Origin of the sequence: Acuticoccus mangrovi, from assembly GCF_016411865.1 — a bacterium.
Lineage (GTDB): Bacteria > Pseudomonadota > Alphaproteobacteria > Rhizobiales > Amorphaceae > Acuticoccus > Acuticoccus mangrovi.
Map to the genome: position 1 here is coordinate 76,396 of NZ_JAEKJA010000023.1, position 16,106 is coordinate 92,501.

Here is a 16,106-nt window from a genome sequence, read left to right on the forward strand (position 1 = left end):
CTCCTCCGTTTTTATCTGTTTCACCGAGTCGCCAGGATCGCCCTGGCCCGTTCCACGAGCGGCTTGTCGACCATCGCGCCGCCGACGCCCACCGCCGCGCCGGATGTCGCGCTCGCGACCACCGCCTCGGCCCAGCGGATCGCCGCTTCGTCGGGGCGGAAGGCGGCGCGGATCGGTGCGACCTGCTTGGGATGGATGGCGAGCTTGCCGCCGAAGCCGAGCGCCCGCGCCCGGCGCGCCTCCTCCTCGACGAGGGCCGGGTTGTCGAAGGCCGGCGTGACCCCTTCGATCGGGGCGGACTTGCCGGCGAGGCGGGACTGGTAGACGAACGTGCAGCGGGCGAGCGACAGGGCTTCCCAGTCGGGCTCGCAGCCGAGGTCGAGCGCGAAGTCGAGGCTGCCGAAGCCGACGCAGACGACGCCCTTCACGGCGAGGAGGTCGGCGAGGCGGGAGAGGCCGCGTGCCGTCTCCACCAGCGCGATCACCGCGAGGCCGCCGGCGCCCGCCGCCTTCAGCGCGTCGGCGTCCTCCGCCTTGGGCACCATCACCCCGTCGAGCCGGGCGGAGCGGACGAGGGCGAGGTCGTCCTCCCACCACTCGCTCTCCGCCCCGTTGAGCCGCGCGATCACCGGCTTGTCGGAAATCGCGTGCGCGGCGAGGTTGTCGCGCGCCGCGGCCTTGTCGGCCGGGTCGACGGCGTCCTCGAGGTCGATGATGACCGCGTCGGCATCGGTCGCCGCGGCCTTGGCGAAGCGCTCCGGCCGGTTGCCCGGCACGAAGAGGGGAGCGACCGGCGCCCTCACTTCATCACGAAGGGGTTGGCGGCCGAGGTTTCGGTCGCGATCCACACGGACTTCGTCTGCAGGAACTCGTTGACCGATTCGATGCCGCTCTCCCGGCCGAGGCCGGAGCGCTTATAGCCGCCGAACGGGGACGTGTAGCTGACGGCACGATAGGTGTTCACCCACACGGTGCCGACCTTCAGCCGCTCCGACATGCGGAGCGCCCGGCCGATGGAGGACGTCCACACCCCGGCGGCGAGGCCGAAGTCGACGTCGTTGGCGATCTGCACCGCCTCGTCCTCGTCCTCGAAGTCGATCACCGCGAGGACCGGGCCGAACACCTCCTCCTGCGCGATGCGCATCTCGTTGCGCACGCCGGTGAAGATGGTCGGCTCCACGAACATCGTGCCGGTGGAGCCTTCGACGCTCGTCGGCTTGCCCCCAAGGACGCAGGTCGCCCCTTCGCCTTTGGCGATGTCGATATATTCCAGCACCTTCTTGTATTGCGGTGGGGTGGTGATGGGGCCGACATTGGTGCCTTCGTCCATCGGGTCGCCCATCTTCGCCGCCTTCGCGACCTCGATCAGGCGCTCCATGAAGCGCTCCTTGATCGAGCGCTGGAGGAGAAGGCGCGAGCCGGCGATGCAGGTCTGGCCGGTGGCGGCGAAGATGCCGGAGATCGCGCCCATCACCGCCGCCTCGAGGTCGGCGTCCTCGAACACGATGTTGGGCGACTTGCCGCCGAGTTCGAGCGTCACGTGTTTGAGGTCCTGCGCCGCGCGCTGATAGATCCTGGCGCCGGACGCGTCGGACCCGGTGAAGGCGATCTTCGCCACCTTGCGGTGGGCGACGAGTGCGGCGCCGACGTCCTGACCGAAGCCGGTCACGACGTTCAGCACGCCGTCCGGAAAGCCCGCCTCCTTGAAGAGCTCGGCGAACTCCAGCGTCGAGGCGGAGGTGAACTCGGACGGCTTGACGACCGCGGTGTTGCCCGCCGCGAGGGCCGGGGCGAGCTTCCAGGCGAGGAGGAGGAGAGGGGAGTTCCAGGGCGTGATCATCGCCACCACGCCCAGCGGCTCGCGCCGGGTGAAGTTGAAGATGCCCTTCTTGTCGGTCGGAATGACCGCGCCCTGGATCTTGTCGGCGAGGCCGCCGAAATAGCGGTACCACTCGCCGATATAGCGGGTCTGCCCGCCCATCTCGGCGAGGAGCTTGCCGTTGTCGCGAACCTCGGTGGCCGCGAGGTCGGCCGCGTGTTTTTCGCACAGGTCGGCGAGACGCATCATGAGCTTGCCGCGGGCGGTGGCGGTCATCGTGCCCCACTCGCCGGCAAGCGCCCGGTCGGCGGCCTCGACGGCGGCGTCGACGTCCGCCTCGGTGCCGTGCGCGATCTTCGCCCAGACCTTGCCCGTGTAGGGGTTCTCCGTGTCGAAGGTGCGGCCGCCTTCGGCCGGGCGACGCGCTCCGTCGATGTAGAGGTCGTAGGTTTGCATCAATTGGCTCCCGAAAGGAGGCCGCGTCCGATGACCTGCGCCTGGATCTCGGCCGCGCCCTCGAAGATGTTGAGGATGCGCGCGTCGCACAGGATGCGGCTGATCTCGCTCTCGAGCGCGTATCCGAGGCCGCCGTGGATCTGCAGCGAGCAGTCGGCGTTCGACCAGGCGACGCGGGCGGCGAGGAGCTTCGCCATCCCCGCCTCGACGTCGCTGCGCTTGCCGTTGTCCTTCTCGCGGGCGGCATAGTAGGTGAGCTCGCGCGCCATCACCGTCTCCGCGGCCATCACCGCGAGTTTGTCCGACACGCGCGGGAAATCGGCGATCGGGCGGCTGAACTGCTGGCGCTCCAGGGCGTAGGCGAGGCCGCGGTCGAGGGCGGATCGCGCGACGCCGGTCGCCCGGGCGGCGGTCTGGATGCGGGCCGATTCGAAGGTCTGCATGAGCTGCTTGAAGCCCTCGCCCGTGACGCCGCCGAGGAGGCCGTCGGCGGCCACCTCGAAGCCGTCGAACATCAGGTCGTACTCGCGCATCCCGCGATAGCCGAGCACCTCGATGTCGCTGCCGGTGAGGCCGGCATCGGGGAAGGGGTCGTCCTCGGTGCCGCGGGTCTTCTTGGCGAGGAACATCGAAAGGCCGGTATAGCCTTCCGTGGAGGAGTCGGTGCGGGCGAGGACGGTCATCAGATCGGAGCGCGCAGCGTGGGTGATCCACGTCTTCGCACCGAAGAGGCGCCAGGAGCCGACGGGCGTCCGGCGCGCGGCCGTCCGCAGGCTGCCGAGGTCCGATCCCGAGCCCGGCTCGGTGAACACGGCGGTGGGGAGCACCTCGCCCGAGGCGATCTTCGGCAGCCAGTAGTCGCGCTGCGCCTTGGTGCCGGCGCCGCCGATGAGGTCGCCCGCGATCTCGGAGCGGGTGGAGAGGGAGCCGGCGCCGATCCAGCCGCGCGACAGCTCCTCCGTCACCACGCACATCGCGAGCTTGCCGAGCCCGAGGCCGCCATAGGCCTCGTCGATGGTGATGCCGAAGACGCCGAGTTTGGCGAGCTCGCCGATCAGCTCGTCGGGAATGAGCCGGTCGGCGAGGTGCCAGCGGTGGGCGTTCGGCGCGATCTTGTCGTCGGAGAAGCGGCGGAACTGCTCGCGGACCATGTCGAGAAGCTCGTCGCCGGTGGAATCGGCGATGGTGTGGCCGGAGGCGAGGTAGCGCGTCAGCGCCGCACGCGCCTCGATCCCGCCATCCTCGTCGTCGAGGAAGGGGGCGACCTTCGCGGCAAGCTCGTCGGCCGCATCGGCGAGGCCGAAGTCGCGCGGACGGATCAGCTCCGACTGGCTGATGGGGATGCCGCCGATGAGCTGGCCGAGATATTCAGCGAAGCCGACGCGCAGCACGAGCTCCTCGCCCATGCCGAATTGCTGGCGCTCGGCGAGGCCGCTCGCCCAGCGCAGCGTCGCGGCGAGGGTGCGCACGGTCGTCTCCACCCAGGCGAGGCCGTGGACGGCGCGCTGGTACTTGGTGAGCACGGCGCCCTTGACCGGGCCCTGGCCGGCGACCTTCTCGCGGACGGCGGCGCGGACGCGGCCGCTATAGACCTCCGCGGCCGCGAGCGCTTCCGCCGACCGCTCCAGCACAACCGACGGATCCGGCAAATCGAGATCGCGGGAGAGCGATGCTGTTGTCATGGTCAGGACCTCGACATTGACGCGCCAGCGACGACACCGTCGTCGTGCAGCCGATCGATCTCATGGCGGGACAGTCCTAGGACGCTGGTCAGCACCTCGTCGGTGTGGGCGCCGAGGGCGGGCGCGGGACCCGGCGGGTGCTGCTCGGCGCCGACGAATTCCACCGGCGAGCGCGGTGTGGGGTAGGTCGCGCCGGAGGCATGGGTGGTGGGTTGGAAGAGCGGGCTCGTCGCGAACGGTCCGTCGCGCAGCGCCTCGCTGAGCGTGTTGTAGGGGCTCCAGCAGACGGCCGTGCCCTCGAAACGGGTGGCAAGGTCGGCGAGCGCGAGGGCCGTGGTGCGCGCCTCCACGATCTCGTTGAGGGCGGCGCGGTGGACGTAGCGCGCCCCTTCGTCGGCGGTGAAGTTCACCCCGCACTGCGTCTCGACGGCGGCCACCTCGGCCTCGATCCCGAGCGCCGTCACGAGGTCGCGCCATTGCCGCGCGGTGATCGCGACGAGCATCACATAGCGCCCGTCGGCGGTGCGGAAGTCGCGCCCGTAGGCGCCGAAGAGATCGTTGCCGATGCGCGGGCGATCGGCACCCGAGACCGCGACTTCGGCGACCTGACCGAGATTGCCCAGCGTCGCCATCGCGACATCGCCGAGCGGCACGCGGATCTCCGCCCCCTCGCCGGTGACCGAGCGCCGCCAGGCAGCGCTCACGAGCGACAGCGCGGCGTAGAGGCCGGTCGAGAGGTCCCAGGCGGGCAGCACGTGGTTGACCGGGCCCTCATGATCGGCCGGTCCCGTCATCATCGGCACGCCGAGTGCGGCGTTGATCGTATAGTCGACCGCGTTGCCGCCGTCGCGCCAGCCCATGACGCGCACCGAGATGAGGTCCGGCCGCCGCTCGGCGAGCGCGGCGTGGGAGAGAAAGCCGTTCGCGGGGTAATTGGTCACGAAGAGGCCGCCGTCCTCGCCCGCCGCGGTGGCGATCTCGATCGCGAGCTCGCGTCCGCGCGGATTGCGCAGGTCGATGGCGATCGACTTCTTGCCCTTGTTGAGCCCCTCCCAATAGAGGCTCGCACCGCCTCCCGTGAGGGGCCAGCGGGAATAGTCCGGTCCGCCGCCGATCGCATCGAAGCGGATCACCTCCGCGCCCATCTGCGCGAGCGTCAGCCCGCACAACGGCGCGGCGACGAAGGCCGCTCCTTCCACGACACGCTTTCCGGCCAGGAGCCTATCCACGGCTCGCTCCTTCGGCGGCATCGGCCGGGTGGCACCCCATCCGGCGCGATGCATATGGCACAACAGTTTTCACGCGAACGATTGTTGCAAGGTTGGCTGGGGACGACGAGGCAGCGTTCCTGAAACCTGTTATGCTAACTCTGCAGTCGACTTCCCCGCGGCCCGTGTGTGACGGTCGCCGCAAGCATAAAAGCGATGCGAAAACGCAGATAAATGCGTTCTCTACAGGGAGGGCGACCATGTTTAGTAGCGATCCTGTGGCGAATTCTCGCCGCGGACGTCCGCTTGCCGCGGCCGTGTTGGCTGCCGGTCTCACGATGGCGGCATTCCAGGCGCAAGCCGCCGAGTTCGAGTGGCAGTACTTCTCCGTCGCCCCGCCGCTCCATCCCTACGCGCAGATCCTCACCAAGCATTTCGACGCGATCGAGGAGCGCACCAACGGCGATCTCGACATCAACCTCGTCTACTTCGGCGAGACGCCCTATAAGGGCGCCGAAGCCGAGAAGCTGATGCGCGACGGCCTCGTCGAAATGACCGAGTGGCTGCTCGGTTACTCGACGTCGACCTATCCGATCCTCTCCGGCCCCGAGCTGCCCTTCCTCGCTCCCTCGCGCACCGATGCGACCGAGATGATCAAGGCGATGGACGGCGCCTGGGCGAGCGAGGACGTCGCCGCTGCGCTCGACGACATCCTGAAGCGTCACGACGCGGTGAAGCTCTCCCGCTTCTATTGGGCGCCGCAGAACCACTGGCTGACCAAGCCGATCGACGGTCCGGACGGCTTCAAGGGCCTCAAGATTCGCGAGTTCTCCGCTGAGGGTGTCGACTTCACCGAGGCGATCGGCGCGACGCCGGTCTCGATGACCGCGCCCGACGTCTACTCGGCGCTTCAGCGCGGCACCCTCGACGGGGTCGTGACCGCCTCTACCTCGATGACCGGCCTCAAGTGGGGCGAGGTCCTCAAGGCGGGCTACATCACCAACTTCAAGCTGACGATCAGCCTCATCCTCGTCTCGCAGGAGGCCTACGACCGTCTGCCGCCAGAGTATCAGACAATCCTGAAGGAAGAGGTCGATGCGGCGACGAGCGAGATCCTCGACTACATGGCCTCCGGCGAGGAGGAGATGCACGAGCTGCTGAAGTCGGAGTACGGCTTCACCATCACCTACGCGAGCGAGGAGGACTACAACACGCTTCGCGAGATCGCGAAGGAAGCGGTGTGGCCCAACTGGATCGAGCGCGTCGGCGCCGACCGCGGCAAGCCCGTGGTGAACGGCGTGCTCGAGGCGCTCGGCGCCAAGGAGCGGATGTAGAGCGGCACCGTGGCGCTCCTCGACCGCACCCTGTTCGGCCTCGCGTGCTTCGCGGGGCTGGCCATCCTCGTCCTCCAGCTTGCCGAGATCATTCTGCGTCTCGCTGGCGGTAGCCTTCCCTTTGTCTCCGAGACGACGGGTTTCCTGATGGCCGCGCTCACCTTCCTGGCGTTGCCGGAGGTGACGCGGCGCCGGGAGCATCTCACCGCCGACTTCGTCGTGCTGATGATGAGCGAGAGCCTGCGCCGGAAGATCGAGCTCCTGATCTCGCCGGCGGTGAGCGCCGTCTACGTCGCGGCGCTGATCTATACGCTCTGGGGACTCGCCTACACCTCCTGGCTCGACGGGGTGCGCTCCGAGGGCATCACCCGCACGCCATTATGGATCCCGCAGGCAGTGCTTCTCTTCGGTCTCGCAATGATGCTGCTGCGCCTCCTCGTCGCCCTGGTGCGCGCGATCCGGCGCTGGCCCGTCGTGGAGAGCGCACCATGAGCGCGCTTCTCGGCATCTTCGGCAGCCTCGTCGTCCTCCTCTTCGTCGGCCTACCGATCTCCGTCGCGCTGGGACTGACCGGGCTGTCGTGGATCATCGTCGACAACCCGCGTCTTTTGCGCGGCGCCGCCTATGCGCTGTGGAACAACGCCAACTCCACGACGCTGATCGCCGTGCCGATGTTCCTCCTGATGGGGGAGATCGTGCAGCGCTCCAACGTGGCGGTGAAGTTCTATCGGGCGATGTCGCTCTGGGTCGGCTGGCTGCCGGGCGGGCTCCTCCACTCCAACATCGGCGCGTCGGCGGTGTTCTCGGCGATCTCGGGCTCCTCGGTCGCGACGGCGGCGACGATCTCGACGACGGCGATCCCGGACCTTCTGCGGCTCGGCTACAACCGGTCGCTGATCGCGGGCACGCTGACGGCCGGCGGCACGCTCGGCATCCTCATCCCCCCCTCGATCCCGATGATCATCTACGGGGCGATGACCGAGACGTCCGTCGGTGCGCTGTTCCTCGGGGGCTTCCTGCCGGGCATCCTCATCACGACGCTCTTCGCGCTCTACGTCATCGTTCGCTCCGGACGCACCGTGCCGGGGGAGCAGACGCGCGCCACCTGGCCGGAGCGGTTCGCCTCGAGCGTCCACATCATCCCCGTGGCGCTCCTCATCCTCCTCATCGTGCTCGGCATCTATCTCGGCTGGGCGACGCCCAACGAGGTCGCCTCCATCGGCGTCGCGGGCGCGGTGCTCATCGGCGTGGTGTTCGGCGATCTCACGCCGAAGGTGTTCCTGACCGCGCTCGGCTCCACCGTGCGCTTCACGGCGATGCTGATCTTCGTCATCCTGTCGGCGCACATCTTCGCCTTCGCGCTGTTCTCCTTCGGTGCGACACGGGCGGCGGTGGGCCTCATCGCCGAACTCGGGCTGTCCGACTACGGCGTGCTCACCGCCATCGTCGTGCTCTGCCTCTTTCTCGGCATGTTCATCGACGCGATCTCGATGATGGTCCTCATCCTCGGCGTCGTGTTCCCGATCATCGTGCAGGTCGGTTTCGACCCGGTGTGGTTCGGCATCATCCTCGTCCTCATCCTCGAGATCGGCCTCATCACCCCGCCGGTGGGGCTCAACCTCTACACGGTGCGCGGCCTCATGCCGGGCGCCACCCTCGCGGAGGTGAGCCGCGCCGCGCTCCCGTTCGTCGCGATCCTGCTCTTTGGAATCATCATTCTGACAATCTGGCCGGAGATCGTCCTATGGCTGCCCCGGAACGCAAAATAGCTCAGCGCGACACGGCGAGCGCCCGTCTCGCCCGCTTCGCCGTCGACACCCGCCGCGCCGACATCCCCGACGAGGCGATCGAGAAGGCACGCGGCTGCCTCGCCGACTTCCTCGCCTGCACGCTGGAGGCGGGCGACCTGCCGTGGAGCCGGCAGGCGGTCGCCTTCGTGGAGGCGATGCCGGAGGGGCCGTGCACCGTCGTCGGCACCTCCCTGAAGCGCTCCGCGCTCGACGCCGCATTCGCCAACGGCTCGATCGGCCACGGCCTCGTTCGCGAGGACATGCACGTGCCGAGCTGCTCGCACCTCGGTGTCGTGGTGTGGCCGACGCTTCTCGCCCTGTCGCAATGGAAGGCGGTGGACGCGGAGGACGTCCTTGCCGCGGCCGTCGTCGGCTACGAGGTGGCGGCCTCGGTCGGGCGCGAGCTCTTCGACGCCGACCTTGCCGCCAAGATCCGTCCCACGAGCACCGTCGGGGCAATGGGTGGGGCGGCGGCCGCAGCGCGCCTCATGGGGCTCGATGCGGAGCGCACCCAGGCGGCGATCGGGTTCGCCGCCAACGCGGCCTGCGGGCTCAACGAGTGGCCGTGGGCGGGCGGCAACGAGATGTTCTTCCATGCCGGTCTTGCCGCGCGGAACGCGCTGACGGCGGCGCAGCTCGCGGCGTGCGGCACGACGATCTCCGACACCGCGATCGACGGCCGGGCCGGGCTCTTCGCCGCCTACGAGCGGTTGGAGCGGGCCGACGCGGTGGAGCCGCTCGGGCGTGACGAGTACGAGATCTTGTCCGTCTACTGGAAGCCGGCGCCGGCCTGCAACTACGTTCAGACGCCCTGCCAGGCGGCATTGGAGCTCGTACAGCAGGGGGTGCGCGCGGCCGAGGTCGTGAGCATCGACATCGACTCCTTCCCGCACGCGGTGCGCTACCCGGGCTGCGACAACCCGGGGCCGTTCTCCGGCCCGCTCGACGCCAAGATGAGCCTTCAATTCTCCGTCGCGGCGGTGCTCGTCTCCGGCGAGATCGCCGAGGCGAACTACCGCACGCAGGACCATCCGGAAGTGATGCGTCTCGCCGGGGTGACGAAGCTCAACATCGAGCCCTCGTTTCAGGTGGCCTATCCGGCCAAGCAGGGCGCGCGGGTCCGGCTGACGCTGACCGACGGCACCACGCGCCTCGCGACCCTTCCGGACGTCGTCGCCGCGGACCGCGCGATGGTCCGCGCCCGGCTCGACGCTGCGGCGAGCGCGACGCTCGGCGCGGACGGTGCGGCCCGCCTCTCCGCCGCGGTGGACGCCGTGGGGGCGGGGGGCGGACTGAGCGAGGTCGCCGAGGCGACGCAGCCGTGAGCGGCGCGCTGTCCGGGCTGAAGGTGATCGAGCTGTCGCGCCTTCTGCCCGGCGGGCTCGCCACCACGATGCTCGGCGACCTCGGCGCCGACGTCGTCAAGATCGAGCAGCCCGGCATCGGCGATCCGATGCGGGCTTTCCCGCCGCAGGGAAAGGGAGATTCGGGAACCTTCCTCATCGGCAACCGCAATAAGCGCTCGATCACCGTCGACCTCAAGGCGGCGGAGGGAAAGGCGATCGTCACCGCCCTCGCGCGCGAAGCCGACGTCCTCGTGGAGGGCTTCCGGCCGGGCGTCGCGGACCGGCTCGGCCTCGGCTACGCGGCGCTGTCTGAGGTGAACCCGCGGCTCGTCTACTGCTCGATCTCCGGCTACGGGCAGGACGGGCCGTACCGCGACGTGCCGGGCCACGACATGAACTATCTCGGCATCACCGGGATGCTGCAGCTCATCTCGCGACCGGAGACGGGGCCGCTGGTGCCGGGGCCGCTGTTCGCCGATATCGGCGGCGGCACGATGATGGCGATCTACGGCATCCTCGCGGCGGTCATCGCGCGCGATCGCACCGGCCGCGGACAGTTCGTCGACGTCTCCATGACCGACGGCTCGATGCATTACATGCACTCGCACGCCTCCGAATGGCTGATCGGCGGCACCGAACCGGAGGGCGGCGTGCAGCGGGTCGCCGGCGGATCGGCGCCCTACAACATCTATCGCTGCTCGGACGGCAAGTACGTCACGCTCGGCGTCATCGAGGATCACTTCTGGGACCGGATCCTGAAGCTCTTCGACGACGATCGCCTTCCGGCCGAGCCGTTCCCGCCGCGCGAGCAGGCGCTCGAGGCGCGCGCCGTGCTCGCGGAGCATTTTGCGACGAAGCCGCGCGACGAATGGGTGCGGATCCTGTGGGAGCACGACATTCCGGCCGGCCCGGTGAACTCGTTCGAGGAGGCGTTCGACGATCCGCAGATGCGCCACCGCGACATGCTCCTCTATTGCGATCATCCGGTGGAAGGGCGGCTGCCGCAGATCGGCTTTCCGGTGAAGTTCTCCGAGACGCCGGGGCACATCGACCGGCCGCCGCCGACGCTCGGCGAGCACACCGAGGAGATCCTCGCCGAGCTCGGCTACGACGGCGAGGCGATCGCGACGCTGCGCGCGGCGGGCACCGTGTGAGCCGCGCGGAACGCGCTAACGGCTATGCCGACACCGGTTGGGCGCAAGTCGAATGGTCCAATCGCACAGTAGAACTGCAGGTTTCGACGCCGGCCGACGGGTTTTGCCCCTGCAACCGATAGTGTTGAGGTTCTGGCCAAACCCCGTCCGATCGGTACGCTGAAGCCTGCAACACCGCCCCTCTTGGAGCGGCAACGACGAGAACGCCCGGGCAAACCGGCGTTGGACGTCCCGGTAGGGGACGGGGAGGCGTAATGAAGCTCAACGCGGCAGTCGCCGGTGTCGGCAACACGAAATATGGCCGGCTTCCGGACTACGACGCCTACGACCTCGGGATGGACGCCCTGTCTGCGGCCGTCGACGACGCGGGTCTCGGTTTCGAGGACATCGACGCCGTCATCATCAACCGCATTCCGGACTATCAGCGGTTCTGCGAGATCGCGGGCATCGATCCCGCCTACGTCACCATCTCGCCGGGGCACGGCCGGTTCGCGGCGATCTGCATCGACACAGCCGTCTCACTGGTGATGAGCGGACGCGCGCGCACCGTCGCGCTCGTCTACGGCAACAACGGTCGTTCAGCGGGCGTCGCCTATGGCGGGGCGGATGACAGCTACGGCTCCGGTGGCGGCGCGATCTGGTTCCCCTACGGCATGACCTCGCCGGGCGCCTTCCACGCCCTGATGATGCGCCGTCACATGGAGCTCTACGGCACCCGGCCGGAGCAGCTCGCCGAGGTCGCGATCACCTTCCGCCACCACGCCTCGCTCAATCCGGGCGCCGTGATGCGCAAGGAGATCACCCTCGACGACTACATGGACGCGCGCTGGATCTGCGAGCCGCTGCGCCTCTTCGACTATTGCCTGATCAACGACGGCGGTGTCGCCCTGATCATCACGACGCCGGAGCATGCGCGCGACCTGAAGAAGCCGCCGGTCTACATCCGCGGCAGTGCGCTGCGCACCGCCTTCGTCGGCTCGATGTTTCCGCCGGAGGACTTCTGGAACGCCCCGCTCGCGGACGTCGCGGCGCGGTCCTTCGGCGACGCGGGCCTGACGCGCGAGGACATGAACGCGCTGATGATCTACGACAACTTCGCGCCCACCGTGCTCTTCTCGCTGGAGGGCCTCGGCTACTGCGGCGTCGGCGAGGCGGGACCGTTCGTCGCCGAAGGGCCGCTGCGCCTCGGCGGCCGCTACCCCACCAACACCTCGGGCGGCCACCTGTCGGAGAGTTACATGCAGGGCTGGGCGCTCAACGTCGAAGCGGTGCGCCAGCTTCGCGGCGAGTGCGGCGACCGGCAGGTCGCCGGGGCCACCAACATCCACTACGGCTGCGCCTCGCCGGTCTGCTCCTCCATCGTCTACTCGCGGGATCCGTCATGACCGATGCAATCGCCAAGCCGCGCCCGCCGAAGAACGGCGCCGAGCGCCCGTTCTGGGAGGGCCTCGCCGAGGGCAAGATCCGCGTGCAGCAGTGTGATCACTGCGGCACCAAGCGCTTTCCGGCGAGCCGCTATTGCCCCGCCTGCCACAAGGCGGGGGCGCGCTGGGTCGCCGTGGAGCCGACCGGGACGGTGCAGAGCTTCTGCGTCTTCCACAAGTCGTACTTTCCGGGCTTCGCGGCGGAGATGCCGTACGCCGTGGTCGAGGTGAAGCTCGACTGTGGCGTCGAGTTCTTCTCCAACATGGTGGACACGCCGAACGAGGCGATCCACACCGGCCAGCGCGTCCGCGCCGCCTTCGTGGCCGAAGACGACGTGGTCCTCCTCAAGTTCCGCCCGGCCGACGCGTCATGAGAGCGGTGGTGGTGGATGCGCCGGGCGGTCTGGAGGTCCTCCAGATGCGCGAGGTCCCCGACCCGGTGCCGGGGCCGAAGGACGTCGTCATCGCCGTCGACAGCTGCGGTGTCTGCTACCACGACATCGTCACCCGCAACGGCACCTTGAAGGCCGGCGTGCACATGCCGCTGATCCTCGGGCACGAGATCGCCGGGACCGTCGCCGACGTCGGCTCCGCCGTCACCCGGTTCCGGCGGGGCGAGCGCGTCGCGACGGTGCAGCGCTACCATATCTGCGGCGCCTGTGAGCACTGCCGCGAGGGCTACGAGCCGTTGTGCCCGGACAAGAAGTTCCTCGGCGACCACGGCCTCGTCGGCGGCTACGGCGAGTATGTGGCGGTGGAGGACGACAATGTCTGCCACGTGCCGGACGGGGTCGCGCTGGAGGCGGCCGCCATCACCGCCTGCACGCTCGGCACGGTCTACAACGCGATGACACGGGTGAGTCCGGTGAAGGCGGGCGAGACCATCCTCGTCACCGGTGCTTCCGGCGGGCTCGGCCTCCACGCCGTCCAGCTCGGTGCCGCCCAGGGGGCGAGGGTGATCGCGCAGACCACGTCGCCCGCCGCCGAGCCGCTGCTGCGCGAGCTCGGCGCCGACGAGGTCGTGGTGCATGGCCGCGGCGAGGACTTTTCTAGCGCCGTCCGGGCGCTGACGGGCGGCCGCGGGGTGGATGTCGCGGTGGACAATGTCGGCACGCTGCTCTTCCAGCCGACGCGCAAGTCCATCGCCCTGCGCGGCCGTTGGCTGATCATCGGCCAGCTCACCGGCGATTTCGTTCCCTTCAATCCGGCGCAGCTCTTCCTGCGGGGGATCTCGATGCTCGCGGCGACCTCCACCACGCGCGAGCAGCTCGCCGCGTGCCTGGCTCTCGTCGCCCGCGGCAAGGTGCGACCCGTCGTGGAGGCGGCGCTTCCCCTCGGCGAGGCGGCGGAGGCGCACCGGCGCATGGAGGCCGGCAGCGTCACCGGCCGTCTCGTCCTGAAGCCTGGAGTTTTGCAATGAAGATCAATGCGGCGATCTGCGGGGTCGGTGCGTCCGAATTCGGACGTTACCTGCCCGACAGCCAACTCCGCCTCGGCGCCAAGGCGTTCAAGGCCGCCTTGGAGGACAGCGGGCTGAAGCGGGAGGACATCGACGGGCTGTCGATCCACATGGGCTGGCCGGTCGGGCTCGACTACGACCGCGTCGCCGAAGGCCTCGGCCTCAACATCCGCTACGTCAACCAGTCGTGGCTCCACGGCCGCTTCGTCACCAACGCGCTGCAGCACGCCGCGCTCGCGGTGTCGGCGGGGCTTGCCAACGTGGTGGCCTGCTTCACCGCGATCTCCTTCACGCGCGAGCGCGACATCCTCGGCGGCCCCGGCGACATCGAGGGCAACCGGGAGGAGGGGGGCACCCACGGCGAGGCGCCGCCCTATGGCTTGACCGCACCGGCGGGCGGGGCGGCGCTGTCGATGCAGCGCTACATGGCGCGCTACGGCGTCACCAGCACCGACCTTGCCGAGGTGCCGATCCAGATCCGCCAGCACGCTCTGAAGAACCCCGGCGCGATCATGAAGAAGCCGCTGACGCTCGAGGATCACCAAGCGTCGCGCATGGTGGTCGATCCGCTCCACCTCTTCGACTGCTGCCTCGTGACCGACGGCGCCGTCGTCACCTTCGTCACCACCGAGGAGCGGGCGCGCGACCTGAAGCAGAAGCCGGTGCGCATCGCCGGCATGCAGGGCATCCGCTCGAGCCGCGACGAGTTCATCTTCGCGCCGCCGGGGCTCGGCATCAGCCAGCAGCCGACGACGGACGTCGCGTCACGGCCCGTCGACGTGGAGATCTTCGAGACCTCCGGCATCGGCCGCGAGGCGGTGCAGGGGCTCTATACCTACGACGCCTTCACCCCGCTCATCCTCTTCGTGCTGGAGCGCTATGGTTATTGCGGCGCGGGCGAGGCGTGGCAGTTCGTCAAGGACGGCCGGATCGGACCGGGCGGCGCCTTGCCCATCAACACCAACGGCGGCCTCCTTTCGGAGGCGCATGTGGGCGGCTGGAACCACATCCGCGAGATGGTCCGCCAGCTTCGCGGCACGGCCGGCGAGCGGCAGATCCCCGATGCGTCGGTGCTCCAGTGGGGCACGTGCTGGGGCGATTCGGTTCTTCTGGCTGCGTGAGAGGAAGATCATGAGCGACCGCATCATCACCAAGCCCCGCCCTCGGATCAGTCCCGACAACGCGCCTCTCTTCGAGGGGCTGCGCGCGGGAGTACTGCGCCTGCCGTTCTGCCTCGATTGCGGCAAGCCGCATCTGCCGCCGGGGCCGGTGTGTCCCTACTGCCTCTCCGACCGGCTCGAATGGCGCGACGCCAGCGGGCTCGGCACGATCTCCTCCTTCGTTGTCGTCCACAAGGAGTGGTTCCCGGCCTTCTCGGCCGACGTGCCCTACAACGTCATCCAGGTGGAGCTCGACGAGGGCCCGCGGATCACCGCCCGTCTCGACGAGGACGGTCCGATCGCCGTCGGCGAGCGCGTCCGCGCCGACTTCGCCCGCGTCGACGACGACCTGACGATGCTGGTCTTCAAGCGCACCAACCGCTGAGCCCGAAGTCGCCGCGGGTGGTTCACCGTGCGGCTACGAAAGCGCCGAAGCGACCTTTCGAGCACTGCGGCCGCCCATTCTAGGCACAGACGCCGGGTGGGCGGTTCGGTTGCACCACGTGCTGCAACCGGAACAACGCCGGCGGCCAGCTGGATGACCGCGACGCGGCTTGAAGACCTTACGGACAACATGTGCCGCTGCTGCAGCGGCAAGATTCTACTCTCGGATCACCCGGCGGTGCGAGGCTTGCGCGAAGCCGTTGGGGGCGGACAAGGCCGGCCATGCGCGGTTCTGTGATGTGACGTGCGAGGTGGCGGCGCGACGGGCTCGCATGGCCGAGCGGTTCACCATCACGTGCGCCGGTTGTGTAGCTCTCTTCGCCTATCATGACGCGACGAAGGCATATTGCAGCGTGTCATGCCGGGTGGGAGCGTCATGGGCGAAACGGCGCCGAGCGCCGGCAGGCAAGGAGGGGTGAGCCGCGTCCACATCTGGAGACAGAGGGGTTTACCGAAACGGGCAAGACCCCCTCAGGAGAGATGCCCTTGTCTTTGGCGGCGCCTGTGGCCTTCCGCCTAAATTCTACCTCTTTATGGCTCTCTCTGAGAGCAGGACGTACGCGGCTAAGGCGCGGCGGTCTTTGATGGGGCACTCAGTGAAGTCGCGAATAACCTCGTGTGCTAGATCTAAATGTGTCCCCACATCCGACTTGGTGAAACGGGCATCTGGATTATAGTCAGCGTCGTGTCGCTTCGCCTGTAAAGTCACGAACTCATTCCCAAAATCCTCGATAGGTTTCGGGAACCTTTCCATTACCTTTCTGTTGACGAAGCGTTTGCACCATGCGCCTGAAGTGCCCCCCATTTCGACCGGACAGCTGGCGTAAGCA

General features: G+C 68.6%; 14 protein-coding genes. 10 read left to right on the top strand and 4 right to left on the bottom strand.

Translation table 11 applies throughout. The annotated features are described in order from the left end of the window. Positions 1 to 20: 20 nt before the first annotated feature. From JCR33_RS20595 to JCR33_RS20610, 4 genes are read right to left on the bottom strand one after another with little or no spacing between them, the layout of a single operon-like run. Positions 21 to 803 (bottom strand): HpcH/HpaI aldolase/citrate lyase family protein, encoded by a 783-nt coding sequence (locus JCR33_RS20595; protein WP_332461242.1) that lies wholly within the window; start codon positions 801 to 803, stop codon positions 21 to 23. Then, positions 800 to 2,275, bottom strand: coding sequence for an aldehyde dehydrogenase (locus JCR33_RS20600; protein WP_198884013.1), 1,476 nt, complete (start codon positions 2,273 to 2,275; stop codon positions 800 to 802). Before JCR33_RS20600 ends, JCR33_RS20595 begins: the two co-directional genes overlap by 4 nt. Further along, the gene (locus JCR33_RS20605; RefSeq protein WP_198884014.1) at positions 2,275 to 3,957 is read right to left on the bottom strand and encodes an acyl-CoA dehydrogenase family protein; all 1,683 of its coding nucleotides are present in this window, start codon (positions 3,955 to 3,957) and stop codon (positions 2,275 to 2,277) included. The genes JCR33_RS20600 and JCR33_RS20605 overlap by 1 nt, the downstream gene beginning before the upstream one ends. Positions 3,958 to 3,959: 2 nt before the next feature. After that, entirely contained in the window at positions 3,960 to 5,186 is a 1,227-nt protein-coding gene (locus JCR33_RS20610) for a CoA transferase (protein ID WP_198884015.1), read from the bottom strand. 299 nt (positions 5,187 to 5,485) lie between these two features. Here JCR33_RS20610 and JCR33_RS20615 point away from each other — a divergent pair, with 299 nt between their 5' ends. From JCR33_RS20615 to JCR33_RS20660, 10 genes are all read left to right on the top strand, one after another. After that, positions 5,486 to 6,499: a TRAP transporter substrate-binding protein gene (locus JCR33_RS20615; protein ID WP_198884016.1), complete on the top strand. Its 1,014-nt coding sequence runs from the start codon at positions 5,486 to 5,488 to the stop codon at positions 6,497 to 6,499. Positions 6,500 to 6,508: 9 nt separating this feature from the next. Further along, positions 6,509 to 6,991, top strand: a complete 483-nt coding sequence (locus tag JCR33_RS20620; protein WP_198884017.1) for a TRAP transporter small permease — start codon at positions 6,509 to 6,511, stop codon at positions 6,989 to 6,991. Next, positions 6,988 to 8,268 (top strand): TRAP transporter large permease, encoded by a 1,281-nt coding sequence (locus tag JCR33_RS20625; protein WP_198884018.1) that lies wholly within the window; start codon positions 6,988 to 6,990, stop codon positions 8,266 to 8,268. The genes JCR33_RS20620 and JCR33_RS20625 overlap by 4 nt, the downstream gene beginning before the upstream one ends. Further along, the gene (locus JCR33_RS20630) at positions 8,244 to 9,614 is read left to right on the top strand and encodes an MmgE/PrpD family protein (RefSeq protein WP_198884019.1); all 1,371 of its coding nucleotides are present in this window, start codon (positions 8,244 to 8,246) and stop codon (positions 9,612 to 9,614) included. Before JCR33_RS20625 ends, JCR33_RS20630 begins: the two co-directional genes overlap by 25 nt. Continuing rightward, positions 9,611 to 10,789, top strand: a complete 1,179-nt coding sequence (locus tag JCR33_RS20635) for a CaiB/BaiF CoA transferase family protein (RefSeq protein ID WP_198884020.1) — start codon at positions 9,611 to 9,613, stop codon at positions 10,787 to 10,789. The genes JCR33_RS20630 and JCR33_RS20635 overlap by 4 nt, the downstream gene beginning before the upstream one ends. Positions 10,790 to 11,043: 254 nt before the next feature. Then, entirely contained in the window at positions 11,044 to 12,174 is a 1,131-nt protein-coding gene (locus tag JCR33_RS20640; protein WP_198884021.1) for a thiolase family protein, read from the top strand. Continuing rightward, complete coding sequence (locus JCR33_RS20645) at positions 12,171 to 12,587, top strand: Zn-ribbon domain-containing OB-fold protein (RefSeq protein WP_198884022.1); 417 nt, start codon at positions 12,171 to 12,173, stop codon at positions 12,585 to 12,587. Before JCR33_RS20640 ends, JCR33_RS20645 begins: the two co-directional genes overlap by 4 nt. Continuing rightward, positions 12,584 to 13,633 carry an alcohol dehydrogenase catalytic domain-containing protein gene (locus JCR33_RS20650; RefSeq protein ID WP_198884023.1) on the top strand — a complete coding sequence of 350 codons (1,050 nt, stop codon included), beginning with the start codon at positions 12,584 to 12,586 and terminating at the stop codon, positions 13,631 to 13,633. Before JCR33_RS20645 ends, JCR33_RS20650 begins: the two co-directional genes overlap by 4 nt. Beyond that, positions 13,630 to 14,793: a thiolase C-terminal domain-containing protein gene (locus JCR33_RS20655; RefSeq protein WP_198884024.1), complete on the top strand. Its 1,164-nt coding sequence runs from the start codon at positions 13,630 to 13,632 to the stop codon at positions 14,791 to 14,793. Before JCR33_RS20650 ends, JCR33_RS20655 begins: the two co-directional genes overlap by 4 nt. A gap of 10 nt (positions 14,794 to 14,803) precedes the next feature. Beyond that, positions 14,804 to 15,217 (top strand): Zn-ribbon domain-containing OB-fold protein, encoded by a 414-nt coding sequence (locus tag JCR33_RS20660; protein ID WP_198884025.1) that lies wholly within the window; start codon positions 14,804 to 14,806, stop codon positions 15,215 to 15,217. The last annotated feature ends 889 nt before the right edge of the window (positions 15,218 to 16,106 follow it).

Coding starts and splice junctions, on each gene's coding strand:
- JCR33_RS20640 (WP_198884021.1), top strand. CDS start 11,044: ATGAAGCTCAACGCGGCAGTCGCCGGTGTCGGCAACACGAAATATGGC.
- JCR33_RS20655 (WP_198884024.1), top strand. CDS start 13,630: ATGAAGATCAATGCGGCGATCTGCGGGGTCGGTGCGTCCGAATTCGGA.
- JCR33_RS20600 (WP_198884013.1), bottom strand. CDS start 2,275: ATGCAAACCTACGACCTCTACATCGACGGAGCGCGTCGCCCGGCCGAA.
- JCR33_RS20625 (WP_198884018.1), top strand. CDS start 6,988: ATGAGCGCGCTTCTCGGCATCTTCGGCAGCCTCGTCGTCCTCCTCTTC.
- JCR33_RS20645 (WP_198884022.1), top strand. CDS start 12,171: ATGACCGATGCAATCGCCAAGCCGCGCCCGCCGAAGAACGGCGCCGAG.
- JCR33_RS20605 (WP_198884014.1), bottom strand. CDS start 3,957: ATGACAACAGCATCGCTCTCCCGCGATCTCGATTTGCCGGATCCGTCG.
- JCR33_RS20630 (WP_198884019.1), top strand. CDS start 8,244: ATGGCTGCCCCGGAACGCAAAATAGCTCAGCGCGACACGGCGAGCGCC.
- JCR33_RS20650 (WP_198884023.1), top strand. CDS start 12,584: ATGAGAGCGGTGGTGGTGGATGCGCCGGGCGGTCTGGAGGTCCTCCAG.
- JCR33_RS20660 (WP_198884025.1), top strand. CDS start 14,804: ATGAGCGACCGCATCATCACCAAGCCCCGCCCTCGGATCAGTCCCGAC.